This window comes from Bradyrhizobium sp. T-12 (assembly GCF_058314695.1).
The window spans coordinates 4,981,516-5,007,707 of sequence record NZ_CM177756.1; the positions used below are offsets into that span (position 1 = coordinate 4,981,516).

Genomic DNA, 26,192 nt, shown 5'->3' on the forward strand with positions numbered 1-26,192 from the left:
TAAACGCGCTTCGCGCGAGGCGTGCTGATCTCAGCTAATCTTGTCTTAGCGATCTCCCTCAAAAGAACGGCGGGGCGTTAGCCCCGCCGCAAAATCTCGAAGAGCGAACTTTGGCGCTCGAAATTAGCGGAGCAGCTGCAGCACGCTCTGCTGCGACTGGTTGGCCAGCGACAGCGCGGAGACCGCGATCGACTGGCGGGTCGACAGCGCCTGGCTGTTGGCCGCTTCCTCGTTGGTGTCGGCGAGCGTCAGGTTGGACGAGCCGGTCTGCAGCACGTTGATCAGGTTCTTGGAGAAGTCCTGACGCACCTGCACGATCGAGAGATTCGAACCGAGCGAAGAGCCCTCCGAGCGCAGCCTGCTCGAGGCGGCATTCAGGCTGGCCAGCACCTTGTTGGTGGCGCCGTTGTCGATGAAGTCCGTGCCGGGAACGAGATTGCTGAGACCGAGACCCGCCGCGTTGAACACGACGCCGTTGATGCCGAGCGTGGAGCTGCCGGTCTCGTTGAAGACCAGCTTCAGCGTGTCGCCGTTGAGCAGGTTGATGCCGTTGAAGGACGAGTCCTGCGACGTCGTGTCGATCTGCGCCAGGATGTTGTTGAACTGGCTGACCAGGCTCGAACGCGCGGTCTGCGCGACGGGATCCTGGATCGGTGGCTGCGCGGTGGTAAAGGCGAGCACGCCGGTGAGCGTACCACCGACCGCGCCGCCGGCAGCAGTCGAACCGAGGGTCGAGGACGCGTACTCGTTGACGGTGGTGACCGTCAGCACGCCGTTGGCATCGATCGTCGCCGTGAGGTGGTTCGCCTGCAATTGCACGTTCAGCTGATCGAGCGTCTTGACGGTGCCGTTGGTGCCGTCGCCGAAGGTGACGTTCACTGGCGTACCGCCGTTGAAGGACGAGAAGGTCAGCGTCTTGCCGCTGACGCCGCCGACGCCCGAGGTGCGCGCCGCGGTGAAGGCGGTCGCCGTTCCCGTGTTGCCGCTGAGGCCGAAGGCGCTCAGGGCATTGCCGGTGCCGGTGATCGACAGGTCGGAATTGATGCCGGTGGAGAGCGCAAGCTGGCCGCTGCTGTTGACCGACGAGGGGATCTGGCCCGCGGTGGTCGACAGCGTCGCCGTGCCGTTGAAGATGCCGGCCGTCTTGACGCCGGTGGCAAGGTCGATCGAGTTGAGCAGGTCGGTCAACGTCGCGCTCTGGAGATAGACGGTCGAGTTGCCGTTGCCGTCGGTGACGACGTTGCCGCTGACGCCATAGCCGGTGGCCACGCTCGCCGCCGATTGCGGCGTCTGAGCGTTCTTGAAGGTGATGGTGTGACCGTCGATGTTCAGCGTCGAGCCGTCCTGGACGAGAGTGCCGAGCGAGCCGGCGGTCGTCGACCGGTTCGCAGTGACGCTCGCATTGCCCGCGCCGGTGGCCGCAGTCAGACCGAGCTTGTTCAGGAAGTCGGCCTTGCCGGTCAGGCTGAGATCGGCGCCGGTCGAGCTCTTCAGCGTGATCTGGCCGCCGCCCGAGATGGATGATGCCGTCTGGAGCGTGCCGACGGGTCCGGCCGCGCCGCTGATGGCGATGGTCGCCGCGCTCGCACTGATGGTTGCAGTCTTGACGCCGCTGGCGAGGTCGATCGCGGTGAGGACGTCGTTGATGGTCGCACCGGGCGCAGTCGGCGTTCCCTCGTAGACGATCGAATTGCCGTTGCCGTCCGTGGCGATGTGGCCGCTGGCGTCGAGGCCCCAGCCGGTCGGCTGCGTGCTCGGGGCAATACCGGTGCGGAAGGTGATGGATTTGCCGTTCACGGTGATGGTATCGCCGTCGGCGGGCGCCGCGCCGAAGGTGGTGGACGCGGTTGTGCCGACGAGCGTGGCGGTTCCGCTGAGCACCGTGGTGCCGTCAGCCGCGGTCGCGGCGAACCCGACCACCGTGCCGGCGCTCGAGCCCAGCGAGGCGCCGAGCGCGGCGGTTCCCGTAACCGGGGTCACGCCGCCGGCGGCGCCGGTATAAAGCACGTTGCTCTTGGCGGTCGCGCTCGCATAGGAGGTCGTGCCGCGCAGGTCCGCAGGCGTCGCGCCGGGAATCGTGGTCGAGACGTTCGACTTGGTGGAGTAGCCGACCGTGGTCTGCAGCGCCTGGTTGGCGATCGATTTCGCGCTGTCGATCAGCTTCTGCAGCGAGGTGATGCCGGTGTTGGCGGCCTGCAGCACCTGGACACCGTTATTAATGCCGTCGAGCAGGTTGCTGATGTCGCTCGCCCGGTTGTCCAACCCCTGCGCCGTGAAGAAGTTGGTGGGATTGTCGAGCGCGGTGTTGACCTTCTTGCCGGTCGACAGCCGCTCCTGCGTCGTGGCCAGCAAGTCGGCCGTCGACTGCAGCGACAACAGGTTCTGGCGAACGGACGCCGAGAGAACGATGTTGGACATTGGCGAGTCTTCCTCTTGAACCGGATACGAATCGGCCGCGCGGTCTGCAAAGCGGGCTTTTGTCCAGTTTTAGGAGGTGTCCTTTAAAGTATGGTTAACGCCGGTTTAAGGGACAGGGTTAATGGCGAGTGAACGCCCCTGCCCGCCCAAGACGCCAAAAAGAGCGGCGGGGCAAATGGCCCCGCCGCTCGATTTTATCTAGTTATTTCAGTCGCTTATTACCTGAGTAACTGAAGCACGCTCTGCTGCGAGGTATTGGCCAGCGACAGCGCGGAGACCGCGATCGACTGCCGGGTCGACAGCGCCTGGCTGTTGGCGGCCTCCACATTGGTGTCGGCCAGGGTCAGGTTGGACGAGCCGGTCTGCAGCACGTTGATCAGGTTCTTGTTGAAGTCCTGACGGATCTGAACGACCGAGAGGTTCGAGCCGAGGCTTGAGGCTTCCGAGCGCAGCGTGCTCGATGCGGCGTTCAAATTGGTCAGCACGCGGTTGGCGGCAGCGTTGTCGATGAAGTCGACGCCGACGGTCAGCGCGGCAAGGCCCAGGCCCTTGGAGTTGTAGGTCACGCCGGTGATGTTGAGGCTCGACTTGCCGGTCTCGTCGAACACCAGCTTGAGCTGGTCGCCGTTCAAGAGGTTGACGCCGTTGAACGAGGAGTCCTGCGAGGTCGTGTCGATCTGGTTCAGGATGTTGTTGTACTGAGACACCAGGTTCGCACGGGCCGTCTGGGCAACGCCATCCTGGACGGGGTTGGAAGCCGTCGAGAAGGTCAGCGCCGAAGTGAGCGTGCCGCCGATCGCACCACCCGCCGCGGTCGAGCCGAGCGTCGATGACGCGTAGTCGTTGGATGCGGTGATGGTCAGCAAGCCGTTGGCGTCGATCGTTGCCGACAGGTTGTTGGCCTGCAGCTTGGTGTTGAGCTGATCGAGCGTCTTGACCGTGCCGTTGGTGCCGTCGCCGAAGGTGACGTTGACCGCCGTGCCGCCGTTGAAGGAGGTGAAGGTCAAGGTCTTGCCGGCGATGCCGCCGATGCCGGAGGTGCGGGCCGCGGTGAACGCGGTCGCGTTGCCGGTGTTGCCGGCGAGGCCGAACACGTTCAGCGCGTTGCCGGTGCCGGTGATCGACAGATCGGCGTTGATGCCGGTCGAGATCTTGAGCTGGCCGGACGTATTGATCGTCGAGTTCGACTGGCCGGTGGCGGTCGCAAGCGTTGCGGTGCCACTGGCGCCGATCGTGGCTTTCTGCACGCCGGTGGCAAGGTCGATCGCATTCAGCACGTCGTTGACCGTGCCGTTCTCCAGATAGACCGTCGAATTACCGTTGCCGTCAGTGACGACGTTACCGCTCGCGCCATACCCGCTCGGAACGCTCGGAGCACCGGTCGTGCCGGGGGTCGGTGCGTTCTTGAAGGTGATGACGTGACCGTCGACGTTCAGGGACGAACCGTCCGCGATCGTTGCACCCAGCGAGGTTGCGCTCGTGGTCCGGTTGACGTTGACCGTGGCATTGCCGCCGCCGACTGACGTCGTCAGGCCGAGAGCATTGAGCAGATCTGCCTTGCCGGTGACGCTCAAATCCGCGCCCTTCGAGCTGACCAGCGTGACCTTGGAGGTGCCGACGCTCGACACGGTACCACCCTGGCCGAAGCTCGCTGAGATCGTCGCAGCACCTGCACTGATCGAGACCGTCTTCACGCCGCTGGCCAGATCGATCGCGGCCAAGAGATCGTCGACGGTCGCAGCCGGAGTACCCGCGGTGCCGAGATAGACCGTGGTGTTACCGTTGCCGTCGGTGACGAGGTTACCGCTGGCGCCGGAGCCGGACGGAACGCCGGTGGCTCCCGGAGCCGCGCCGGAACGGAAGGTGATGGTCTTGCCGTTTACGGTCAGCGTGTCGCCGTCGGCGGGCTGGGCCACACCGGCGAGGCCGGTCGCAGTCGTGCCGTTGGTGGCGATCAGGGTGATGGCGCCGGTCAGGGCCGTAGTGCCGCCTGCGCCGGTCGTTGCCGTGCTGCCCTGGAACGAGCCGATGGTCGCGCCGAGCGTGCTGGTGCCGGTTGCCGCCGTGATGCCGCCGGCCGCGCCGCTATAGAGCACATTGCTGTTCGCGGTTGCGCTGGCGAAGCTCGTGGTGCCGCGCAGGTCGGCTGCCGTCGCGCCGGCGATGGTCGTAGAAACGTTGGACTTGGTGGAGTAGCCGACGGTGGTCTGCAGCGCCTGGTTAGCGATCGACTTGGCGCTGTCGATCAGCTTCTGCAGCGAGGTGAGGCCGGTGTTGGCAGCCTGCAGCACCTGCACGCCGTTGGCGATGCTGTCGAGCAGATTGTTGATGTCGCTGGCGCGGTTGTCGAGCGACTGTGCCGTGAAGAAGTTGGTGGGATTGTCCAGGGCCGAGTTGACGCTCTTGCCGGTCGACAGACGGTTCTGTGTGGTGGCGAGAAGATCGGCGGTGGACTGGAGAGAAAGCAGGTTCTGGCGAACCGACGCAGAGAGAACAATACCGGACATGACTCTTACCCTTCTGGCTTACGCGTCTTCGTTCGATCGTTTCTGGATCGAGTGACGGGGCCAGCGTGCCGTGACGTGGCTAACAAAGGGTGAAAAGAGTGCAGCCTACATAAGCGCCGGTTCACCATAAGCGAGCCGAGGGCGCCTGGACCACGAACAATCCACCTGAAATCATTGGCGATTCCTGGCGCTTACGCTCCATTAACCATAACCGCTGGTTACTTTTTCGAACCTCGCCTGCCCTCTCGAAGTCTCCGAGCAATGCGCAAAAAGAAAGCGGCGGGACCGAAGCCCCGCCGCCGGATCTTGCTTGCGATGTCGTCCGCGACTTAGCGGAGCAGCTGCAGCACGCTCTGCTGCGACTGGTTGGCCAGCGACAGCGCGGAGACCGCGATCGACTGGCGGGTTGACAGCGCCTGGCTGTTGGCCGCTTCGACGTTGGTGTCGGCCAGGGTCAGGTTGGACGAACCAGTCTGCAGCACGTTGATCAGGTTCTTGTTGAAGTCCTGACGAACCTGCACGATCGTCAGGTTCGAGCCGAGGCTCGAAGCTTCCGAGCGCAGCGTGCTGGAGGCCGAGTTCAGGTTGGTCAGCACCTTGTTGGTGGCGGCGTTGTCGATGAAGTCGACACCGCCGGTCAGCGCGGCAAGGCCCAGGCCCTTGGAGTTGTAGGTCACGCCGGTGATGCTGAGGTTCGACTTGCCGGTCTCGTCGAACACCAGCTTGAGCTGGTCGCCGTTCAAGAGGTTGACACCGTTGAACGAGGAGTCCTGCGCGGTCGAGTCGATCTGGTTCAGGATGTTGTTGTACTGATTGACCAGGTTCGCACGCGAAGTCTGGGCAACCGTGTCCTGGACGGGGCTGGAAGCCGTCGAGAACGTCAGAGCCGTCGTCAGCGTACCGCCGATCGCACCACCCGCGGCGCTCGATCCGATGGTCGAGGACGCGTAGTCGTTGGTGGTGGAGACCGTCAGCAGACCGTTGGCGTCGATCGTTGCCGTCAGGTTGTTGGCCTGCAGCTTGGTGTTGAGCTGATCGAGCGTCTTGACCGTGCCGTTGGTGCCGTCGCCGAAAGTGACGTTGACCGCCGTGCCGCCGTTGAAGGAGGTGAAGGTCAAGGTCTTGCCGGTGAGACCGCCAACGCCGGAGGTGCGCGCCGCGGTGAAGGCGGTCGCCGTCCCGGTGTTGCCGGCAAGGCCGAGCACGTTCAGCGCGTTGCCGGTGCCGGTGATCGACAGATCGGCGTTGACGCCGGTCGAGATCTTGAGCTGGCCGGAGGCGTTGATCGACGAGTTGGTCTGGCCGGTGGCGGTCGCAAGCGTCGCAGTACCGCTGGCGCCGATCGTGGCTTTCTGCACGCCGGTGGCAAGGTCGATCGCATTCAGCACGTCGTTGACCGTGCCGTTCTCCAGATAGACCGTCGAGTTGCCGTTGCCGTCAGTGACGACGTTACCGCTCGCGCCATACCCGCTCGGAACGCTCGGAGCACCGGTCGTGCCGGGGGTCGGCGCGTTCTTGAAGGTGATGACGTGACCGTCGACGTTCAGGGACGAACCGTCCGCGATCGTTGCACCCAGCGAGGTCGCGCTCGTGGTCCGGTTGACGTTGACGGTGGCATTGCCGCCGCCGACCGACGTGCTCAGGCCGAGAGCATTGAGCAGATCTGCCTTGCCGGTGACGCTCAAATCCGCGCCCTTCGAGCTGACCAGCGTGACCTTGGAGGTGCCGACGGTCGACACCGTACCACCCTGGCCGAAGCTCGCTGAGATCGTCGCAGCACCCGAACTGATCGAGACCGTCTTCACCCCGCTGGCCAGATCGACCGCCGCCAAGAGATCGTCGACGGTCGCAGCCGGAGTGCCCGCGGTACCGAGATAGACCGTGGTGTTGCCGTTGCCGTCGGTGACGAGGTTGCCGCTGGCGCCAGAGCCGGACGGAACGCCGGTGGCTCCCGGAGCCGCGCCGGAACGGAAGGTGATGGTCTTGCCGTTTACGGTCAGCGTGTCGCCGTCGGCGGGCTGGGCGACGCCGGCAAGTCCGGTCGCGGTCGTGCCGTTGGTGGCGATCAGGGTGATCGCACCGGTCAGGGCCGTAGTGCCGCCTGCGCCGGTCGTTGCCGTGCTGCCCTGGAACGAGCCGATGGTCGCGCCGAGCGTGCTGGTGCCGGTCGCAGCCGTAGTGCCGCCGGCCGCGCCGCTATACAGCACGTTGCTGCTCGCGGTCGCGCTGGCAAACGAAGTCGTACCACGGAGGTCCGCCGCCGTCGCACCCGAGATCGTGGTGGAGACGTTGGACTTGGTGGAGTAGCCGACGGTGGTCTGCAGCGCCTGGTTGGCGATCGACTTGGCGCTGTCGATCAGCTTCTGCAGCGAGGTGATGCCGGTGTTGGCGGCCTGCAGCACCTGCACGCCGTTGGCGATGCCATCGAGCAGATTGTTGATGTCGCTGGCGCGGTTGTCGAGCGACTGTGCCGTGAAGAAGTTGGTGGGATTGTCCAGGGCCGAGTTGACGCTCTTGCCGGTCGACAGGCGGCTTTGGGTGGTGGCGAGGAGGTCAGCGGTGGACTGGAGAGAGAGCAGGTTCTGACGAACCGACGAAGAGAGAACGATACCGGACATTGAGTGTTACCCTTCTGGTACGCAACGCAACAAAACTTCGATTAGGATTAATCGATGCTCGGGACGGTGAACGTGGAGGGCTAACAAAGCATGAAGCGTGTCGCGCCAGTCCCTGCGCGGATTCACCATACGGGCGATCGAAGCCTGATCACGCTTCTCCATATCGTCATGATAGGATGACGCTTTTTGGTGCGGCGACGAGCCATTTGCCACTTGTCAACCATAACTCAGAGTGAGCAATTGGCTGCATCCCATACATCATCCCACTTCATCGAGCGGCATCCCGATGCCGACGCAAAAAGAAAGCGGCGGGGCCGAAGCCCCGCCGCCGGATCTTGCTTGCGATGTCGTCCGCGACTTAGCGGAGCAGCTGCAGCACGCTCTGCTGCGACTGGTTGGCCAGCGACAGCGCGGAGACTGCGATCGACTGACGGGTCGACAGCGCCTGGCTGTTGGCCGCTTCGGTGTTGGTGTCGGCCAGGGTCAGGTTGGACGAGCCGGTCTGCAGCACGTTGATCAGGCTCTTGTTGAAGTCCTGACGAACCTGCACCACCGAGAGGTTCGAGCCGAGGCTCGAAGCTTCCGAGCGCAGCGTGCTCGACGCGGCGTTCAGGTTCGAGAGCACCTTGTTGGTGGCGGCGTTGTCGATGAAGTCGACACCGCTGGTCAGCGCAGCAAGGCCCAGGCCCTTGGAGTTGTAGGTCACACCCGTGATGCTGAGGTTCGACTTGCCGGTCTCGTCGAACACCAGCTTGAGCTGGTCGCCGTTCAAGAGGTTGACACCGTTGAACGAGGAGTCCTGCGAGGTCGTGTCGATCTGGTTCAGGATGTTGTTGTACTGGGAGACCAGGTTCGCACGCGAAGTCTGGGCAACCGTGTCCTGGACGGGGCTGGAAGCCGTCGAGAACGTCAGCGACGAGGTCAACGTACCGCCGATCGCACCACCCGCGGCGCTCGATCCGATGGTCGAGGACGCGTAGTCGTTGGTGGTGGAGACCGTCAGCAGGCCGTTGGCGTCGATCGTCGCCGTCAGGTTGTTGGCCTGCAGCTTGGTGTTGAGCTGATCGAGCGTCTTGACCGTGCCGTTGGTGCCGTCGCCGAAGGTGACGTTGACCGCCGTACCGCCGTTGAAGGAGGTGAAGGTCAAGGTCTTGCCGCTGATGCCGCCGACGCCGGAGGTGCGCGCCGCGGTGAAGGCGGTCGCCGTCCCGGTGTTGCCGGCAAGGCCGAGCACGTTCAGCGCATTGCCGGTGCCGGTGATCGACAGATCGGCGTTGACGCCGGTCGAGATCTTGAGCTGGCCGGAGGCGTTGATCGACGAGTTGGTCTGGCCGGTGGCGGTCGCAAGCGTCGCGGTGCCACTGGCGCCGATCGTGGCTTTCTGCACGCCGGTGGCAAGGTCGATCGCATTCAGCACGTCGTTGACCGTGCCGTTCTCCAGATAGACCGTCGAATTACCGTTGCCGTCAGTGACGACGTTACCGCTCGCGCCATACCCGCTCGGAACGCTCGGAGCACCGGTCGTGCCGGGGGTCGGTGCGTTCTTGAAGGTGATGACGTGACCGTCGACGTTCAGGGACGAACCGTCCGCGATCGTTGCACCCAGCGAGGTTGCGCTCGTGGTCCGGTTGACGTTGACCGTGGCATTGCCGCCGCCGACTGACGTCGTCAGGCCGAGAGCATTGAGCAGATCTGCCTTGCCGGTGACGCTCAAATCCGCGCCCTTCGAGCTGACCAGCGTGACCTTGGAGGTGCCGACGGTCGACACCGTACCACCCTGGCCGAAGCTCGCTGAGATCGTCGCAGCACCCGAACTGATCGAGACCGTCTTCACCCCGCTGGCCAGATCGACCGCCGCCAAGAGATCGTCGACGGTCGCAGCCGGAGTGCCCGCGGTGCCGAGATAGACCGTGGTGTTGCCGTTGCCGTCGGTGACGAGGTTGCCGCTGGCGCCAGAGCCGGACGGAACGCCGGTGGCTCCCGGAGCCGCGCCGGAACGGAAGGTGATGGTCTTGCCGTTTACGGTCAGCGTGTCGCCGTCGGCGGGCTGGGCCACACCGGCGAGGCCGGTCGCAGTCGTGCCGTTGGTGGCGATCAGGGTGATGGCGCCGGTCAGGGCCGTAGTGCCGCCTGCGCCGGTCGTGGCCGTGCTGCCCTGGAACGAGCCGATGGTCGCGCCAAGGGTCGAGGTGCCGGTCGCAGCGGTAGTACCGCCCGCCGCGCCACTAAACAGCACGTTGCTGCTCGCGGTCGCGCTGGCAAACGAAGTCGTGCCGCGCAGGTCGGCCGCCGTCGCACCCGAGATGGTGGCGGAGACGTTGGACTTGGTGGAGTAGCCGACCGTGGTCTGCAGCGCCTGGTTGGCGATCGACTTGGCGCTGTCGATCAGCTTCTGCAGCGAGGTGATGCCGGTGTTGGCGGCCTGCAGCACCTGCACGCCGTTGGCGATGCCATCGAGCAGATTGTTGATGTCGCTGGCGCGGTTGTCGAGCGACTGTGCCGTGAAGAAGTTGGTGGGATTGTCGAGAGCCGAGTTGACGCTCTTGCCGGTCGACAGACGGTTCTGCGTGGTGGCGAGGAGGTCAGCGGTGGACTGGAGAGAGAGCAGGTTCTGACGAACCGATGCGGAGAGGACGATACCGGACATGACTCTGTTACCTTTCTGGTAAACGACGCTACTGTTACACGTCTGCTTGGATCGCGAGTGATCCAGCGACGGCGGACCGTGGCGCCGAGACCTCTAACGAAACATGAAATGAAACCCGCACTTTCGCCGGGTCGCGTGTGATTCGGTCCGGGAAACGGCGCGGATCGCAGCGCCGCCACACGAATGCGCCTTTGAAAATATTGGGCTTTTGGGTGCGACCGGTGTGGATTTACAGCTCGTTAACTAATTGCGAGCGAGAATCGCGTCTTCAGAGGCCGCAACGAACGCTCGGTTACGAAAGCGTTGATGGAGAACAGGCATGGCCCTCAAGGTCGAACTCAGACCGCACGAACGCATCATCGTCGGTAACTGCGTGATTACCAACACGGACCAGCGCGCCCGCCTCCTGATCGACGGCGACAACGTGCCGATCCTGCGCGAGCGCGACATCCTCACGCCGGAGACCGCCGATACGCCTGCCAAGCTCGTCTATCTGGCGGTGCAGCTCATGTACATCTCGCCGGATCCGCAGACCCAGCACGGCACCTATTTCAACCTGGTGCGCGACATCGTCACCGCGGTGCCGAGTGCCTGGCCGATCATCGAGGCCATCAACAACAACATCCTGAATGGCGACCTCTACCGGGCGCTGAAGGATGCCCGCAAGCTGATCGCCTATGAGGAGAAGCTGCGGAGCCAGTTCGAGGCCACCCATCCCACGGCTGAAGTGGCCAAGGACGACGTGAGCTCCGCCGCCTGATCAACGACACAGTCCCGCAGACGACAACGGCCCCGGATCATCTCCGGGGCCATTGTCGTTTCAACAATGCGTGCGCTATTGCGCCGCGAGCGGCGGTGCCTCGACCTCGATCAGATCCTCGCCGCAGCGCCGTCCGCCGAACTCCAGCACCGCCGCGACGAGCGCATCGATGTCCGACGCCTCGGTGCGGTGGTTGACGATCGCGGCGCGGATCGCGAACTTGCCGTCCAGCGTCGTGCTCGACGGTGCCGCTATTCCGGACTCATGGATGTCGGCAACGATCTCGCGGTTGACCGCGTCAATGGCACGGTAGCGGAAACAGACGATGTTGAGGTTGACCGGCGCCAGCAATTCCAATCGCGGTTCGGCCAGCACGCGCGTTTCGAGATACTTCGCCAGCGCGCAGCTTCGCGCGATCGTCGCACCGAGCCGGTCGGTGCCGAACGTCCTCAGCGTGAACCACGTCTTCAGCGCACGGAAGCCGCGCGACAGATCGGGGCCGAGATCGCAGGGCCAGACCGCCCCCGCCGCAAGCCCCCTCGCCTCGCGGCGCAGATAGGCCGCGGGCTGCGCAAAGGCCTGCCGATGCTGCTCGCCATCGCGCACTAGCAGGAAGCCGGCATCATAAGGCACCTGACCCCATTTGTGGAAGTCGAGTGCAATGGAATCGGCGAGCTCGATGCCGCCGAGCAGCGGCGCGAGCTCGGGCGACAGAATCGCGAGCGCGCCGAAAGCACCGTCGACGTGAAACCAGATTCCCTCCTCGCGGCACAGCTGTGCAATGGCCTTGAGATCGTCGATCGCACCAATGTCCACCGTGCCGGCAGACGCGACGACCAGGAACGGCTTGAAGCCGACCTCGCGATCGACGGCGATCTGCGCGCGCAGCGCGGCAACGTCGATGCGATGATCGGCATCGACGCCGATCTTGCGCAGCGCATCGGTGCCGAGCCCGGCAATGTCCATCGCCCTGGACACACAGCCATGCGCGGCCTGCGACGTATAGGCTGCGAGCAGCGCGCCGTCATTGCCGATGCCGTACTGCCGCGCCAGCGTGCCCAGCGCTGCCGTGCGCGCCACCAGCACCGCCATCAGATTGGCCATCGACGTGCCCGTGACGAAGATGCCGCTCGCGCTGTCCGGAAAAGCGAACAGGCGGCGCATCCAGTCGACGATCTGGCGCTCGACCTCGATCGGCATATGGTCCCGTCCGCCGAGATTCGCGTTGAGGCCGGCCGCGAGCATTTCCGCGAGCATGCCGACCGCGGTGCCGCCGCCATGCACCCAGCCCATGAAGCCGGGATGGACGTTGCCGGTCGCATAGGGCGCGATGTGCTCGGCGAATTCGCGGTAGACCTCGGCGAGATCGCTCGCCTCGCGCGGCACGTCGGCCTTGAATGAAGCGCGGACCTTATCGGGGATCGGCTGCCAGACGGGACGCGTCCGGACATTGGCGATGCCGTCGATCGTCTCGTCGAGCATGCGATGAGCGAGCGCGCGAAATGCGTTCCAATCCTGCGGATCGAGCGAGGTGTGCGCGGTGGTGCTTTGCGTGTTGCGGATGATCTCGTTCATGTTGCGCTCTCCACGGCTGCAGCATGCCGCGACAGCATCGTCGCGAACGCCGCGAAGATCTTGCGCATCTGCGGCGGCTTGTAGGGAAACACGTCTGGCGAATCCATGTTGTGCACGACGGCGGTGTTGTCGGCTTCGAAGACCAGGAGTTCGCCAGCCTGGTTCTCCGCGCAATCGACGATGAAATAATCGAGGCCGACGCGCCTGCTCATCTCGTCGAGCGCGCTGCTGTGACTCGCCGCGAAGGCGTGGTCGAAATCGCGCATGAAGAGCGCCTCTTCTGCTCGCTTCTCCTCGCTGAATGCCATGTAGGCGTTGAGATACCAGATATCCCAACGGCCGGCGATCGCCATGTGGCAGGCGTAAGGCTTGCCGTCGACCATCGCGAGACGATATTTGCGATAGAGCCCGTCGCCGCTCACATAGTCGACGAAGCGCGCGACGAAGAAATCCTGCTCGTCGCGCTCGGCGAGATAGGATGCGAGCGCCGCCGCATCGTCGAGCTTTGCGAGCCCGACGCCGGCATGCGAGCCGCGCGGCCGCGCGATCATCGGAAAGCGCAGTTCACCCGCGATGTCTCGGCAAGCGATCCGCCCTTGCGAAAGATCCGACAATTGCGCGCGCGTCGCGTGGATGGTCGCGGGAATGTCGAGACCCGGTACGCCGGCCAGCAGCCGATGCAGCTTGTCGCGATCGAGATTGCCGATGCGATCGGGACGATTGAGCAGCGGCCGCGGCCAATGCGGTGCGGCCTTCTCGATCAGGTCGAGCGCCTCGCGGCATTCCTCGGAATCGGAGGCGACAACGATGGCAACGTCGTGCTCGGGCAGACTCTCCGGCAGGCCGACGCCCTTGACCACGTAGAGCGTCAACAGCTCGATGTCGGAGCCTTCAAGCAGAAAATCGATCGGGGTATTGCCGCCCATGTCGATGTCGGCGGCAAGCGCCAGCACGCGCAAGCCCGGCTTCGCAGCAGTGCTCGGCGTGCGGAACAATTGATGGAAGGCCAGCACCTCCGACTGGATCGCAAGACCTCGATCCTTGTCGCCGAGAAGCTGGGTGATCAGCGACAGATCCAGTCCTTCGCCCGCCTGCGCCGTTCCTGCCGCGATCCGCGCCACCAGATGGTCGCGCAGCGGATGCAGGTCGACACCTTCGAAGGCCCGGCGCGTCAACTGCGCAAAGCCGATGCGATCGGCAAAGTTCGCCGCGGTCATGCGAAGCGGCGCGGAAACCGGATGCTGCATCTCACACCTCGAACGCGGAGTTTACCGGCGTGGCCGCGACTGCGCCACGGTCAAGCAGCATCTCGATCTTTACCAGCACATGGGCGATGCGATCGAGAATATGCTGCACATTGCGTTGCGCCTCGGCCGTATCAGGCGACCAGGCTTCGGTCACCAGACGGGCGCCGACGCAAAGGCGCAGCACGGCCTGCGGTGCCGCGTCAGGCCGCTCCAGACGGACCGGCTGGCCGATCAGGCAGCGCCGCGCGGCGACTTCCCGGTCTGCCGCACTGCCGCTGATCTTCTCGTTCATGTCGCGCGCCAGCGCCTGATGAATGGCATTGGTCTCGGCGGTCGAGACCGGCTTGCCACCGCGCAGCAGCATGAACGGAAAGATCGTAGTTTGTGCAAATTCCTCGTCATCCACGCCGGCCGTGCTGGTCACCTTTGGCACGGGTTGAAGCGACGGCGACAACGCGATCATGCTGTCGATGCCGGCGGCGAGCTCGGCGAGCACCTTGGCGCGGAATGCGCCGGGCACGGCGTAATACCCGCCGATCTCGGCGAGCGCCGCCTCCCAGCGCAGCCATTGACCGAAATTGGGACGGCGGTCGAAGCGCGAACGCAGCCCCGTCCAGGCCATCGGCCAATCGCAACGGCCGGCATAATCGAAGATGCCGGGCGCGATCCGCTCGATCCGGTCGATCGAGCGCGACAGGCCCTTCGGCACCAGCAGCGCACCGCTGAAGGCGGGGCCGCCGAAGAATTTCGAGCCGGTCATCAGCACCATATGGCCGCGGTCGAGATAGGCGCGCAGCCGGCGGCGGCCGAGCCGCGCCTGACAGGCGTCGACGACGATCTGGACCTTGCGCGGCCAACGCCGCGCGATCTCATCGAGGCAAGCCGCGCTCGGTGCGCGCCAGCCGAGCTTCGATGCATCCATGATCTGGAGCAGCACGGGCGCGCCTTGCGCGATCACGGTCTCGACCGCGTGCAGCACCGCGGCATCGGCCTCCCCGCGCATCGCAATCCCTGGCCCCGTTTGAAGCAGCGGCAGCGCAAGACTGGCGCCGGCGAGCCCCGCAATCGCGCCATCCTTGCGAACCGCAAGGCCGCTCGCCGTCATGGAGCTGAAATGGTGCCCGCGAGCGGTATGGCTCGTCCCGCTTCCGGTCTGGTCGGCGCCGACCACGATCGTCACCGGCGGCGCCCCGAGCACCGCGCGCGCCAGGAACAAAGCGTGGAGCTGGGAGTCCGTGCCGGAGGGCGAGAACACGATGTCGACGCGCGGCGGCAGCTGGAGGTGGCCGCGCAGCTCGCTGCGCATGTCCTCGCAACGTGCGTCGAAGGCGACCTCGACTTCGTCGAACAGGCATTTGTGCACCAGCTCTTCGCGCGCCAACGCGGCGCGGTCATAGCCAGCTTGCGAGATCGTCGACGCGGTCGAGGACGCGAAATTCCAGAGCTCCGGCTCCGGCGAGGCCGCGCAGCCATATAGGTTGACGCGATCCGTGGCGTCGAGCGCCAGCCGCGGATCTCCGCCGGAAACGAGCAGCGTGTCGAGCGGCGTGAAGAGATCGCGCAGGCGATAGCGCGAACCGCTGTCGGATGCGCGTTCGAATTCTGACAGACGGGATGCGCCGGCGCTCATCCCGAAAGGCTCACGCCGCATCGGCCGCCGCCCCTCCGGGCGTCGGTGCGAATTGCGAGGCGATGTCGCCGTGGAACACCGACGGTCCGACATGATCGAGCGAGCTCTGGATGTCGGCCCAGATCTCGCCGCCGATATCGGTCCAGCGCTTGCAGAAGGCGAAGTCCTCGGACAGATAAGTGCCGGTCGCCGGATCGATCATGCATTCGAACAGCGCGAAGCGGTTCTGGCTCGCGACCAGCGTGTCGTGCGAATGCTCGCGGAAGAACTGCAGGCTGGCATAGTCCGGATGGCGGCACATCGCCTCCAGCGCGTGGCGCCGGATCATCAGAAAGCCGGTGCCGGCGTAGCGCACGCGGGTAAAACCGTTGACGACGACGATGCGGTCGGGATCCTCGATCTCGAGCACATAATCCAGCGAAGCCGCCGGCACGTCGGCCCTGCCGGACTGGATCGCCCGCGCGGCCTTGTCCCAGTTGACACGCTTGATCGGATAGCAGCCGGCCACGACGTCCGCGCCGCATTCGATCAGCCGGAACACCTGCTCCGGCTTGAAGCCGATATCGGCGTCGATGAACAGGAAATGCGTCGCCTTGGGATCGTCCAGGAACATCGCGACGAGATTGGCCCGCGCCCGGGTGATCAGCGCGTCGCCGTCGCGCAGCAGCACCTTGAGCTCGAGATTGGACATGCCGTGCACGGCACGCTGCAGCGCGAAGATCGAACTCGCATAGATGCTCGACACCTGCCCGCCGAAGCACGGCGTTGCCACCACCAGTTGCATCTTGTCCGACATCGGCAGCTCCGCCCCGCTCCAATCCTCACCAAGAGGTAAAGAGGCATGGTTAACGGCGCCTTAACGCGCTCTTACAGGAATTTGACGAGCGAGAGCTGCGCGAGGTTCGAGGTCACCTGATAGGACGCCTGCAGCGCATTCTGCAGCGCCAGGATTTGGCTCGCCACCTGGTCGGGCGAAGCCGATTCCGCCTGGTCGATGATGGTCTGGAGCTGCGCCTTGGCCTGGGTCTGGCGCGTGGAGGCGTCCTTCATCGTGTTCTGGGCCATCGCGATGTCGGTCTGGATGTCCTCGATGCGCTGCTGACCGGCCTGCTGCGTCAGCGCCTGCGTCACCCTTTGGCTCAGCGCGGAGACCTGCCCGCCCGAATACTGCCCGGTCGGCGAGGTCGAGAACGTTCCGAACACCGCGATCGCCTGCAATTGCCGGCGGATCGCATCCTCGTTGGCCTGGGCGCCATACTGCACCGTGATGGAATCGTCGACCCGCGCCATCGCGGTCGAGCGCGCCGAGCCGGGGCCGTCATTGCCCTGGTACCATTTCACGGTGTTGGCCGAACCGTTGGCCAGGCTCGTCGCCGAGCTCGCAGGCGAGGAGCCGACGCGCAGCGGCGGCTGCGTTGCGGTCACGGGCGTCGCGCCGAAGCCGAGCGAGGCGAGCGCGCCGGTATTCGAGCTGTTGATGTTCAGGCTCGCCGCATCGTCGGTGTTGATCGTGATCGAGCCGCCGTGGACCGTCGAGGGCTTCGACGTTCCCGTGATCGCGTCGATCTTGGTCAGCAGGTTCTGGATGCTGTCGCCAACATTGAGCTGGTTGCCGGTCGCGCCCGAGGCCACGAAGGTCAGCGTGGTGCCGTTGACGGTGATAGTGTCGCCGGCGACGAAGCCCGGCGAGATCGAATCCGAGGGGCTAGCCCCGGACAGTGCCGTCGCGCCGCTGACGGGTGCCGGCGGTGCCGCCTGGTTGTTGACCGGCGTGCCGATCGCGGAGCTGGCGGTATTGAAGAAATTGTCGCCGGCGACGATCGCCGAGGCCGCGACCAGCGAGGTGTTGGCGAGCTTGGTGATCGCGGTGTTCAGCGCCGTGTTGAGGTTGTTCGCGGTATTGGTCGGGTTGACGGGCGTGCTGGCATCGATCGCGAAGCTGCCGAGCGGCGTTGGCGTCGCCGAGGACGCGGTCAGGTCGATCTGCTCGGTCGTGCCGTCCGGCAGCGTGAACTGGACGCTGAGCTTGTCGCCATTGTTCGGGTTGACGCCGTTGAGATCGACCGAGAACGACACCGGCGAGCCGCTCGGGCCGGTGATCGTCGCACCCGTCAGCGTCGAGGACACCGCCTTGAGCTTGAGGCCGAACGGCGAGCCGGCGACGTCCTCCGAGACCTGGATCGAGCTCGGCGTCGGCTGCGTCTGCACCAGACGGCCCAAGCCGTTGGCTCCGAGGTCGGCGGCCTGACGCTCGGCCATCACGGTCTTGAAGCCCGCTTGCGTCGTGGTGCCGTTGATGATGTCGCCGGCATCCGCGACCGACTGCGTGTTGACGGCGGTTCCGGAGAACAGATAGCGGTTGCCCGTCTGCGTGTTGAGGACGCCGACCATCGAGCCGAATTGCGCCGCGGCGGTGTTCTGCGCGATCGTCTGGCCGTTGACGTTGAGATCCTGCGCGGTGTTGGCGGCGCCGGTCTGCACCGTGCTGCGGATCTTGGTCAGCGACTGCAACGCGGTGTTGGCGAGGTTGATGCTGACATTGACGTTGGTGATCGTGTCGGTATAGGCGGCGATGTTGGAGAGCTGCGCGCGTCCGGCGATCGCAAAGCCCTCGTTGGTGCCCATCCCGGAATAGTTCTGCGACAGCTTGCCGGTCGAGAGCTGCGTCGACAGGTCGGTGAGCTGCTGATTGATGTTGCGGATCTGCGAGCCGAGAACCGACGAGGAGTAATTGATACTGCTGATCGACATGTTTCAGCGCTCCGTTACTTCTACACTTGAGCCTGGATCAACGTGTTCATCATGCTCTGCACCACCGACATGACGTGGGCGTTGGCGGCGTAGGCATTCTGCAGCTGGATCAGGTTCGACATCTCCGAGTCCAGATTGACCTTGGAGGTCGAGTCGAACTTGGCCTGCAGCGTCGAGACCACGACGCCCTGCCCCTCTTGGAGCTGGGTGGCCTGAGTTGAGGCGTTGGCCTGGATGCTGAGGAATTGCTGCAGATAGCCCGAAACGCTGCCGGTGAAGGGCTGGTTGGCCGAGCCGAGGCCGCTCTGCGGTGAATAGGAGAACACCGCGCTGGTGAGCTGCGAGTAGAGATAGTCCGAACGCGTGGTGTCACCCGCGGGCGTCACCGGGGAGGTGTTGTACACCGACATCCTGGTGGGATCGGCGGTCAGCTGCGTGTTCACCTTGATGCGACCGGCAAAGCCGGTCAGCTGCGAGCCCGAGCCGGTGATCGCGCCGGTGTAGAGCGCCTGCCCGCCATCGGTGAACACCGCCAGTTGCGGATTGCCCGAGGCCAGCGACGACACGGTCTTGCTCGTCGAGGCCGAATTGACCCTGGCGAGACCGGAATTGTCGTCCGTGACCCGCAGCGTCGTGGCGCTCGCCGGCGCTGGCGCGGCAGAGAAGCTGAGATGCGAGGTCGAAAGCGCGGTGTTGAGCGCCGAGGCGATCGCGCCCATGCCGCCGGAAAAGTTCACGCCGATCTGCATCGGGTTGGCGTTGGTCGCATTCTGCAGCGGCAAGGCAGCCGGATCGGTCACATTCACCAGCGTGATCTGGCGCTGGGTGTTGGTGGCCGTGTCGGTGTAAGTGAAGGTGGCGGTGTTGCCCGGGAGCGCGCCGCCGAGGTCGACGTCAAAGCCGGCGGGCGGACCCGACACCGTGCTGCCGGCCGTGGTCTTGTCGGACAATGCGCTCGACATCGTTGCGGCGAGCTGATCGATCTGGTTCTGCGCCTGCACCAGCGTCTGGTCGCGCAGCTTCAGATCAGCCGCGATCTGGCCCGATGAGACCACGTTGTTGGCGACCACGTCGACCTTCGAGCCGTTCGGCAGCACGATGTTGAGCGCGCCGACGCCCGACTTGGCCGGATCGATGTTGTAGAGCGAGGTCGCAGACATCGCCCCGGCGGAAGCGAAAGTGAATTGTGAGGCGAGCCCGGCGCCGACCAGCTGGATGCCCGTCGTGGTGTAGATGTTGGCCTGGTTCGATCCGTCGGTGGTGACGCGGACGTCGACATATTTCGACAGCGTGTTGATGGCCTGGTCGCGTTGGTCCATCAGCGTCGCGGCCGACGGGTCGTTGGCCGACAGGCCCTGCAGCTTGGTGTTGATGTTGGCAACCTGCTGCATGGCAGCGTTCGCGGCCTGCGCCGAGGTGCCGAGATCCTGCTCGACGTTGGAGCGCAGCGACTGGATGCCCTTGGTGGTGACGTTGAGCTGCGTGGCCAGCGCCTGCGCCGCACCGAGGGCCACCGTTTGCGCCGACGACGCGCCCGAGCTGGTCGACAGCGCCTGCAGCGCCGTGGTGAAGTTGTTCAGCGCGGTTTCCAGCGTGCCGCTGTTGCCGGGCGTGCCATAGACACTCTGAAGCTGCTTCAGGATGTTGGCCATCTGGTCGGCGTAACCGCTGCCGCCGGTCTCGGTGCGCAACTGGTTCTGCACGAAGGCGTCGAGCTCCCGGCTGACGCCGGTCGTCATCGCCGTCGAGCCGAAATCGCCGGTGGTGACCTCGATCTGGTTCGGGGTCTGGACGACGTAACCCGGCGTCTGCGCATTCGCGACGTTCGAGGAGACGATCGAGAGCGCGGCCTGGTTGGCACGCAGGCCGCTCATCGCGCTGGCGAGGGCTGAACTCAAACCCATTTCACTTGCCGCCTTTGGTTACGTCACGCGCCGATCAGCGCAACACGTTCAGGAGGTCCTGCACCATCGAATTCGCCGTCGTGATCACCTTGGTGTTGGCCGAATAGGCCTGCTGGGTCACGATCAGCTTGGTGAATTCGTCGGCGATGTCGGTGTTCGAGCCTTCAAGCGACGAGCCGCTGATGCTCCCCGATGCGCCGTCGATCGCCGCACCCGACTGTTCGGTCGCGGCATACGCGCCACCATCCATCGCCTTCAAATAGTTGGTGCCGTTGAAGTGCGACAGCGAGACTTGAGCGAGGTTAAGGTTCTGGCCGTTCGAGAAGGTGCCGACCACGAGGCCGCTGTTGTTGACCGCGACCGACCGCAACTGGCCGGCGGCGTAGCCGTTCTGCGTGATGGTGTTGATGGTCACCGCGCCCGACGTGCTGGCATATTGCGTCAGTCCGCCGGTCGAGATGTTGAAGGCGACGGAGCCGAGCGACTGGCCGCTGACGCTGACATTGTTGATGGTGATGCCCGAGCCGCTCGGCGTGGTCAGCGAGCCGTCGGAAGCGAAGGTGAAGGCCTGGCCCGTATTGACCCAGCCGACCGTGGTGCCGGTCGCGTTCGGATCGGTCTGGTAGAACAGGTTCCAGCTGTCGGAGTGACCTGCGCCGAGCGAGGCGCTGTCGGTCTTGGCCCAGCGCAATTGCAGGTTCACCGGGGTACCCGCAGCGTTGTAAGCGGTCACCGCGCCGCCGCTGATCGACTCCTTGGTGAAGGTCGCGATGTCGTTGCCGATCACCCCGCCGGTGCCCGCGGTGCCGCCGCCGTTACGGTTCTTGGTGATGGTGGATGTAAAGCCGAGCGCGGCGAAGGCGGCGCTGTTGGAGCTCGACACCGACAGGTTGGACACGGTGCCCGTGTTCAAGGTGATCACACCGCTGGTGCTGACGGACGAGCCGGTGGCGCCGGAGAGCGCATCGATCTTGCTGAGCAGGGTCGTGATGTTGTCGGTGACGTTGATCTGGTTCGGACCGCTCGCGCCCGAAGCCACGAAGGTCAGCGTCTGGCCGTTGACGGTGATCGTGTCGGCAGGCGGGCCCGCCGAAAAGCCGGAGGTGAGAACCTCGGCGCCGCCGGCCGTCGCGCTGCCGCTCAGCAGCGTCGACCCCGAGATCGCGGGCGAGGACAGCACGTTGCCGCCGCGCGTCACGCTGGTGATGCCGAGCGCCGTGGCCGCGGTGCCGCTGTTCACCGCCACATCCGTGGAGGTGCCGCTCGAAATCACGATGTTGCCGCTGGTGTTGAGAGACGCGGTCACGCCCGCACCGCCTGCGTTCTGGATTGCGGTCAGAATGTCCTGGACCGTCGCGGGCGTGCCGGCGCCCAGGCCGATGGTCGAGTTGGTGCCGAGTGTGACGGTGTTGCCGGTGTTGAAGGTGATCGTGTTGCCGTTGATCGTCAGCGTCTGGCCGCTCAGTGCGGTGAGGATGCTCGATGCGAGATGGGTGCCGACGGCGGCATCCAGCGACGTTGTCGTCGATGCCACGGCCGCCGAGTTGTTCTGGAGAGCGACCGATCCGGTGTTCGTCGTCGAAGAATAAGGCGAGCGGAGGTTGCCCGTGGCCGCGGCGCCCGAAGCGGTGTTGTTGGTATAGGGCGCGGGGGGCGTGCCGACCGGAAGCGGGTTGGCAGCGAAATCCGAAGGATTGAGGCCGCCAGCCGCCAGCAGCGACCCCGTCGTGGCGGTCGAGCTCGCTGCAGTGTTCGGCTGGGTCGGCAGGTTTGCCGCATACTGGATCGAGGTGGTCGCTTGCGCCGGAATGAAGTTGTTCTGGAATTTGAGGACGTTCGCCACGTTGCCGGTCGGGTTGCCGGTCTTGGGGTCGACCGTGACGCCCATCAAATAATAGCCGGCGCCGTTGACCAGGTTGCCGTTGGCATTGAGCTGGAAGTCGCCGCGGCGGGTGTAATAGGTGACGCCGCTGAACACCGGCACGTTGTCGACGACGCCGGTCGCCTTCTGGATCGAGAAGAAGCCGTCACCGGTGATCGCCATGTTGGTGGCGACGGTGGAGCCCGAGATCGTGCCCTGCGTGGTGATGGTGGCCTTGGCATTGGCCGTCACGCCGCCCGCGACCTGCTTGCTCGGAACCGAGGAGTCGGGGATGAGATCGACGAAGCTGGTGCCGATGCCCTTGTAACCGGTGGTCGATGAGTTCGCGATGTTGCCGGAAATGTTCTGCAGCGCGTAGGACTGCGCCTGCAGGCCACCCACCGAGGTGTTCATTGCATCGAAGATACCCATAACTTTGTCTCCAAATCCGATCTCGGCGGCCGGTCGACCATGGCCGCAGTCGGTGGAGACAGTCGCAAGGGCCATGCCAATGCGGGTATCTCTAAGAAATCAATGGCTTAACGAAAAAGCCCCGGCCTGACGACCGGGGCACAATTGCCGGGACCGGCAACAATTGCCGGGGCTTTCTTACGTCGCCGACGCTGCTGCGGGATGGAAAACCAGCCCGAAACCGTCGATGCAATAGCGCAGGCCGGTCGGCTTCGGACCGTCGTCGAAGACGTGGCCGAGATGGCCACCGCAGCGCCGGCAATGCACCTCAGTGCGGACCATGCCGTAGGCCCGGTCTTCGGTCTTGCCGACATTGCCTTCGATCGGCTGGTAGAAGCTCGGCCAGCCCGTGCCGCTCTCGAATTTGGTTTCGGACGCGAACAGCGGCAGGTCGCAGCCGGCGCAGGCGAAGGTGCCCTTGCGGTGCTCCTTCAACAGCGGGCTGGAGCCCGGCCGCTCGGTGCCGTGATTGCGCAGGATCTCATATTGCTGCGGCGTGAGCTGGGCGCGCCATTCAGCCTCCGTCTTCGTGATCTCGAATTTTTCCGCGGTCTTCTCGCCGGCCTCGGCGGGCGTTGCTCTGAGCCAGCGGAAGGCCCCAAGGCCGAACAGGCCGGCGGCGGTCGTCAACAGGATGCGGCGATCAAACATCTCATTCTCCGTGCGGGAGCTCCACGCCCTGAGATACGGGCTCTAACGGCCGAAGTTACACGTCCGGGCGGAATTTTTCGCCGGTTTATCGCGCAACGCCGGCGTCGTGGGAGGCCGGTTCCGAAGGCGGGTCGCCGGCTTGGGCTGCGGGTTTCGGCGGCGGGGCCGGGCGCGGCCTGACGCCGGGCGGCGGGCGGCGCGGACCGGTGCCGGCGGCGCGGTTGGCTTCGGCAAGACGCGCCTCGCGCTGGTGATCCCTGAGCTTGGCCCGTTCACGGTACCGGGCGAGCGAGCCTGCGGCTGCGGAACTCGCCCTGCCCCAGATCCCGACCAACTGGCCTGCGACCCGTCCCGTGGCGCCGCCAGCCCAGACCAGCTCGAACGGCGAGAACAGCTTCCAGCGCTCATCGCCCCACAGGATGCTCCGCACGATCATCTGCCCGGCCATGGCCGAGGTATTCATGCCCTGGCGCCCGAACCCGCTCGCCACCCACAGGCCTTTGCGCAACTGGCCGATCTGCGGCATGCCGTGCACGGTCTGGCCGGTGGCGCCGCCGAACATGTCGGTGACCTCGACATTGCCGAGCGCCGGAAAGATCGTGCGGATCCGCCGCCTGACGGCGCCCGCAAAGCGCTGCGGACGCGCGGCCCAGGTGGTCTCGGGGCTTTCCCACATCAGCCGGTCGCCGTCGACGATGCGGAAATGGTCGACGCCGTCGGAGTCCATCACCGACCCCTTGAAGGCGATGATCTCATGCACGCGCTCGCCGAGCGGCGCGGTGATTCCGGCATAGCGCCAGACCGGCAGCAGCGTCTCCGACAGGCGCCGCAGGGGCGCGCCGAGATGGATGTTGCCCGCGAGCACGATGTGGGTGGCGCGCAGCCGCGCCGAGGGCGTGACGATGCGCTTGCGGATGCCGGAATGATCGATGCTGACGACCGGCGTGTCCTCGAAAATGCGGGCGCCTGCCCGACGCGCCAGCGCCGCGAGGCCATGGACATATTTGCGGCCGTCGACCTGAAACGCCTTCGGATAATGCACGCCGTGGAAGTAACGATCGGTCTTGAGCACCTCGCGGACGCGATCGACCTGCCAACCCTCGACCTCGGTGTCGAAATCCTCGTTGAGCATCTGCAACCGGCTGATCAGCCGGTCGCCGGCATCGACGTTGGAGACCTCCAGCACACCCTCGCTCAGTCCGATCCCCGGCATGTTCTCTTCCGTGGCGTTGGCCCGGACGAATTCTGCGCCCTCCTTCGACAGCGTCCACAATTCACGCGCGTCCTCGAAGCCGATGCGCTCGATCAGGTCGGTGAGCGGCAGCGCAAAGCCCGGCATCACCGTGCCGAGTTGGTTGCCGGACGCGTTCCAGCCGATATGACGGCCCTCGAGCACCGCGACACTGGCCCCCAACCGGGCCGCCTCCAGCGCGATGGTGAGCCCGGCCAGCCCGGCGCCGATGACGCAGATGTCGGCGTCAAGGTCGAACGACAGCCGTGTGCGGTCGCGAAAGCCGGCTTCGTCCTGGGACACGCTTGTGTAAGTCTCGCTCATGTCGTTTCTTAAGATACCAACCGGGCGCCTGTCACCTTGTCCTCAACCGGCACCTGTAGATTATTCTGGACGTGGAACGATTCGAGAATGCCATGCGCCGTTTGATGCTGCTGCGTCACGCCAAGACAGAGACTGACGCGCCGAGCGGCCGTGACCAGGACCGCCGCCTCGACGACCGCGGCCATAAGGATGCCGAGCAGATCGGCGACTGGATCGCCAGCCATCCGCCCTTCCCCGATACCGTGCTGGTGTCGCACGCCGTCCGTGCCAGGCAGACCTGGGACACCGCCTGGGCGGCGATGAAGGACCGCGTCCCGGTGCCGCAGGTCGAGATCCTGCCGGAACTCTACGGCGCCGATCCCGCGCAAATTCTGGACTCCATTCGCACTGCAACGGCTCCCGCCAATCCCAGGCAATTGCTGTTGGTCGCCCATAATCCCGGCATGCACGAGGCCGCGCTGATGCTGATGGGCGGCGGCGATCCTGCCGGTGCCAAGGCGCTCGCCGACAATCTGCCCACCTCGGGGCTTGCGATCTTCGACTTTGACGTCAAGGATTGGGGTGACGTGGCCTACCGCCGCGGCAAACTGGTGCTGTTCACCAGCCCCAAGCTGCTTCGATCGGCTTGAGACGCGCGAGCGCCGTCTCGACCGGTTGATGCAGTGCGATCAAGGGCTGAAGATTTGGAGGCGCAGATGTTCAAGTCCATCCTCGTGCCCATCGACCTCGCCGACACCGATCTGGCCAAGCCGGCGATCGCGACCGCGGCGACGCTGTCGCAAACGTGGAGCGGCCAGGTGCGGCTGCTCAACGTGCTGCCGATGACACCGGTGATGCTGGCCGAATACGTGCCGGCCGATTTCGACGAGCAGCAGCGCCAGACCTCGGAGGAGGCGCTCGCCATCGTCGCGCGCGAGTCCGGCATCGACCCCGCCCGCATCTCCAGCGTGGTCCGCCAGGGCGGCATCTACCACGAGATCCTGGAGGAAGCCGTGCACATGAAGGCCGATCTGATCGTGATGACCTCGCACCGGCCGGCGATGCGCACCTATTTCCTCGGCTCCAACGCCGGCCACGTCGTGCGCTACGCAAAATGCTCGGTGCTGGTGGTGAGGCACTAGCTCAGCAAACGCGGTCGTAGCCCGGATGGAGCGCAGCGTAATCCGGGGCGGCTGCTTTTGCGCGACTCGTGATCAGGCACAGCTCAGAGCAATGTCATGAAGCAATAGTGACGACCTACCTGACGGTACAAAGGTCGTCGCCTTCATCCCCACCGCGATCCTCGTATGCAATAGGCACAAAGATGAGCGCCGAACGATTTTGGACAGATGCTATTCGGCTTCGCTCCGAGACCGAAATCAGGACATGGGGCCGGGAAAGCGGATACGGCGTTGCCTTCAAGATCTACGAAACGAGGCCGCAGTCGATCACGATCTACTCCACGACGATCTCAAAGCCGCGGTCCATCAGCCAGAAAGACTTTCTGAAAATCGCCGAGTTCTGGTCTGCTTATTGCGGTGGCCGAACTGGACGCGAGGCGCTCGGCGCGCTCTCGCAGAACACTTCGTACATCTTTGGCATTCTCAAATAGCTAGAA

17 protein-coding genes are annotated in these 26,192 nt (G+C 65.0%); 4 read left to right on the forward strand and 13 right to left on the reverse strand.

Annotated elements, in window-relative coordinates; all coding sequences use genetic code 11:
• Positions 1–123: 123 nt before the first annotated feature.
• The 4 genes from AC0WRY_RS23890 to AC0WRY_RS23905 form a co-directional block, all read right to left on the reverse strand.
• Positions 124–2,418, reverse strand: coding sequence for a DUF1522 domain-containing protein (locus AC0WRY_RS23890; RefSeq protein ID WP_211418868.1), 2,295 nt, complete (start codon positions 2,416–2,418; stop codon positions 124–126).
• Positions 2,419–2,636: 218 nt separating this feature from the next.
• Positions 2,637–4,925, reverse strand: a complete 2,289-nt coding sequence (locus AC0WRY_RS23895) for a DUF1522 domain-containing protein (RefSeq protein ID WP_491121231.1) — start codon at positions 4,923–4,925, stop codon at positions 2,637–2,639.
• 329 nt (positions 4,926–5,254) lie between these two features.
• Entirely contained in the window at positions 5,255–7,543 is a 2,289-nt protein-coding gene (locus AC0WRY_RS23900) for a DUF1522 domain-containing protein (protein WP_259214218.1), read from the reverse strand.
• A gap of 358 nt (positions 7,544–7,901) precedes the next feature.
• Positions 7,902–10,190, reverse strand: coding sequence for a DUF1522 domain-containing protein (locus tag AC0WRY_RS23905; protein WP_259214219.1), 2,289 nt, complete (start codon positions 10,188–10,190; stop codon positions 7,902–7,904).
• A gap of 319 nt (positions 10,191–10,509) precedes the next feature.
• Here AC0WRY_RS23905 and flbT point away from each other — a divergent pair, with 319 nt between their 5' ends.
• Positions 10,510–10,950 carry a flagellar biosynthesis repressor FlbT gene (gene flbT, locus AC0WRY_RS23910; RefSeq protein ID WP_194403251.1) on the forward strand — a complete coding sequence of 147 codons (441 nt, stop codon included), beginning with the start codon at positions 10,510–10,512 and terminating at the stop codon, positions 10,948–10,950.
• 75 nt (positions 10,951–11,025) lie between these two features.
• Here flbT and AC0WRY_RS23915 read toward each other — a convergent pair whose 3' ends face one another.
• The 9 genes from AC0WRY_RS23915 to AC0WRY_RS23955 all read right to left on the reverse strand — a co-directional run bounded on the left by AC0WRY_RS23915 (position 11,026) and on the right by AC0WRY_RS23955 (position 24,595).
• Positions 11,026–12,525, reverse strand: a complete 1,500-nt coding sequence (locus AC0WRY_RS23915) for a pyridoxal phosphate-dependent decarboxylase family protein (protein ID WP_491121234.1) — start codon at positions 12,523–12,525, stop codon at positions 11,026–11,028.
• Positions 12,522–13,772, reverse strand: coding sequence for an ATP-grasp domain-containing protein (locus AC0WRY_RS23920; protein WP_491121236.1), 1,251 nt, complete (start codon positions 13,770–13,772; stop codon positions 12,522–12,524). Before AC0WRY_RS23920 ends, AC0WRY_RS23915 begins: the two co-directional genes overlap by 4 nt.
• Position 13,773: 1 nt before the next feature.
• Positions 13,774–15,423, reverse strand: coding sequence for a hypothetical protein (locus AC0WRY_RS23925; RefSeq protein ID WP_491121238.1), 1,650 nt, complete (start codon positions 15,421–15,423; stop codon positions 13,774–13,776).
• A complete protein-coding gene (locus AC0WRY_RS23930; RefSeq protein WP_491121240.1) occupies positions 15,413–16,198 on the reverse strand; it encodes a hypothetical protein in 786 nt (261 codons plus the stop codon). The genes AC0WRY_RS23925 and AC0WRY_RS23930 overlap by 11 nt, the downstream gene beginning before the upstream one ends.
• Positions 16,199–16,269: 71 nt before the next feature.
• The gene (locus AC0WRY_RS23935) at positions 16,270–18,153 is read right to left on the reverse strand and encodes a flagellar protein (RefSeq protein ID WP_491121242.1); all 1,884 of its coding nucleotides are present in this window, start codon (positions 18,151–18,153) and stop codon (positions 16,270–16,272) included.
• Positions 18,154–18,173: 20 nt separating this feature from the next.
• The gene (gene flgK, locus AC0WRY_RS23940; RefSeq protein WP_491121244.1) at positions 18,174–20,057 is read right to left on the reverse strand and encodes a flagellar hook-associated protein FlgK; all 1,884 of its coding nucleotides are present in this window, start codon (positions 20,055–20,057) and stop codon (positions 18,174–18,176) included.
• Positions 20,058–20,091: 34 nt separating this feature from the next.
• Positions 20,092–22,350, reverse strand: a complete 2,259-nt coding sequence (locus tag AC0WRY_RS23945; protein ID WP_194403258.1) for a flagellar hook-basal body complex protein — start codon at positions 22,348–22,350, stop codon at positions 20,092–20,094.
• 177 nt (positions 22,351–22,527) lie between these two features.
• Positions 22,528–23,040, reverse strand: a complete 513-nt coding sequence (gene msrB, locus AC0WRY_RS23950) for a peptide-methionine (R)-S-oxide reductase MsrB (protein WP_211419746.1) — start codon at positions 23,038–23,040, stop codon at positions 22,528–22,530.
• A gap of 85 nt (positions 23,041–23,125) precedes the next feature.
• Positions 23,126–24,595: an NAD(P)/FAD-dependent oxidoreductase gene (locus tag AC0WRY_RS23955; RefSeq protein ID WP_491121247.1), complete on the reverse strand. Its 1,470-nt coding sequence runs from the start codon at positions 24,593–24,595 to the stop codon at positions 23,126–23,128.
• A gap of 92 nt (positions 24,596–24,687) precedes the next feature.
• On the opposite strand from AC0WRY_RS23955, the gene AC0WRY_RS23960 reads away from it, so the two are divergent.
• From AC0WRY_RS23960 to AC0WRY_RS23970, 3 genes are all read left to right on the forward strand, one after another.
• Positions 24,688–25,224: a SixA phosphatase family protein gene (locus AC0WRY_RS23960; RefSeq protein WP_491121249.1), complete on the forward strand. Its 537-nt coding sequence runs from the start codon at positions 24,688–24,690 to the stop codon at positions 25,222–25,224.
• Between the two features lie 66 nt (positions 25,225–25,290).
• Complete coding sequence (locus AC0WRY_RS23965; protein ID WP_194403262.1) at positions 25,291–25,716, forward strand: universal stress protein; 426 nt, start codon at positions 25,291–25,293, stop codon at positions 25,714–25,716.
• A 182-nt stretch (positions 25,717–25,898) separates the two neighbouring features.
• Positions 25,899–26,186: a hypothetical protein gene (locus AC0WRY_RS23970; protein WP_491121252.1), complete on the forward strand. Its 288-nt coding sequence runs from the start codon at positions 25,899–25,901 to the stop codon at positions 26,184–26,186.
• Positions 26,187–26,192 lie beyond the last annotated feature (6 nt).

What these genes read in the sequence shown, in the direction of transcription:
- AC0WRY_RS23890 (WP_211418868.1), bottom strand. Translation starts at nt 2,418, where the DNA reads ATGTCCAACATCGTTCTCTCGGCGTCCGTTCGCCAGAACCTGTTGTCG.
- AC0WRY_RS23895 (WP_491121231.1), bottom strand. Translation starts at nt 4,925, where the DNA reads ATGTCCGGTATTGTTCTCTCTGCGTCGGTTCGCCAGAACCTGCTTTCT.
- AC0WRY_RS23900 (WP_259214218.1), bottom strand. Translation starts at nt 7,543, where the DNA reads ATGTCCGGTATCGTTCTCTCTTCGTCGGTTCGTCAGAACCTGCTCTCT.
- AC0WRY_RS23905 (WP_259214219.1), bottom strand. Translation starts at nt 10,190, where the DNA reads ATGTCCGGTATCGTCCTCTCCGCATCGGTTCGTCAGAACCTGCTCTCT.
- flbT (WP_194403251.1), top strand. Translation starts at nt 10,510, where the DNA reads ATGGCCCTCAAGGTCGAACTCAGACCGCACGAACGCATCATCGTCGGT.
- AC0WRY_RS23915 (WP_491121234.1), bottom strand. Translation starts at nt 12,525, where the DNA reads ATGAACGAGATCATCCGCAACACGCAAAGCACCACCGCGCACACCTCG.
- AC0WRY_RS23920 (WP_491121236.1), bottom strand. Translation starts at nt 13,772, where the DNA reads ATGCAGCATCCGGTTTCCGCGCCGCTTCGCATGACCGCGGCGAACTTT.
- AC0WRY_RS23925 (WP_491121238.1), bottom strand. Translation starts at nt 15,423, where the DNA reads ATGCGGCGTGAGCCTTTCGGGATGAGCGCCGGCGCATCCCGTCTGTCA.
- AC0WRY_RS23930 (WP_491121240.1), bottom strand. Translation starts at nt 16,198, where the DNA reads ATGTCGGACAAGATGCAACTGGTGGTGGCAACGCCGTGCTTCGGCGGG.
- AC0WRY_RS23935 (WP_491121242.1), bottom strand. Translation starts at nt 18,153, where the DNA reads ATGTCGATCAGCAGTATCAATTACTCCTCGTCGGTTCTCGGCTCGCAG.
- flgK (WP_491121244.1), bottom strand. Translation starts at nt 20,057, where the DNA reads ATGGGTTTGAGTTCAGCCCTCGCCAGCGCGATGAGCGGCCTGCGTGCC.
- AC0WRY_RS23945 (WP_194403258.1), bottom strand. Translation starts at nt 22,350, where the DNA reads ATGGGTATCTTCGATGCAATGAACACCTCGGTGGGTGGCCTGCAGGCG.
- msrB (WP_211419746.1), bottom strand. Translation starts at nt 23,040, where the DNA reads ATGTTTGATCGCCGCATCCTGTTGACGACCGCCGCCGGCCTGTTCGGC.
- AC0WRY_RS23955 (WP_491121247.1), bottom strand. Translation starts at nt 24,595, where the DNA reads ATGAGCGAGACTTACACAAGCGTGTCCCAGGACGAAGCCGGCTTTCGC.
- AC0WRY_RS23960 (WP_491121249.1), top strand. Translation starts at nt 24,688, where the DNA reads ATGCGCCGTTTGATGCTGCTGCGTCACGCCAAGACAGAGACTGACGCG.
- AC0WRY_RS23965 (WP_194403262.1), top strand. Translation starts at nt 25,291, where the DNA reads ATGTTCAAGTCCATCCTCGTGCCCATCGACCTCGCCGACACCGATCTG.
- AC0WRY_RS23970 (WP_491121252.1), top strand. Translation starts at nt 25,899, where the DNA reads ATGAGCGCCGAACGATTTTGGACAGATGCTATTCGGCTTCGCTCCGAG.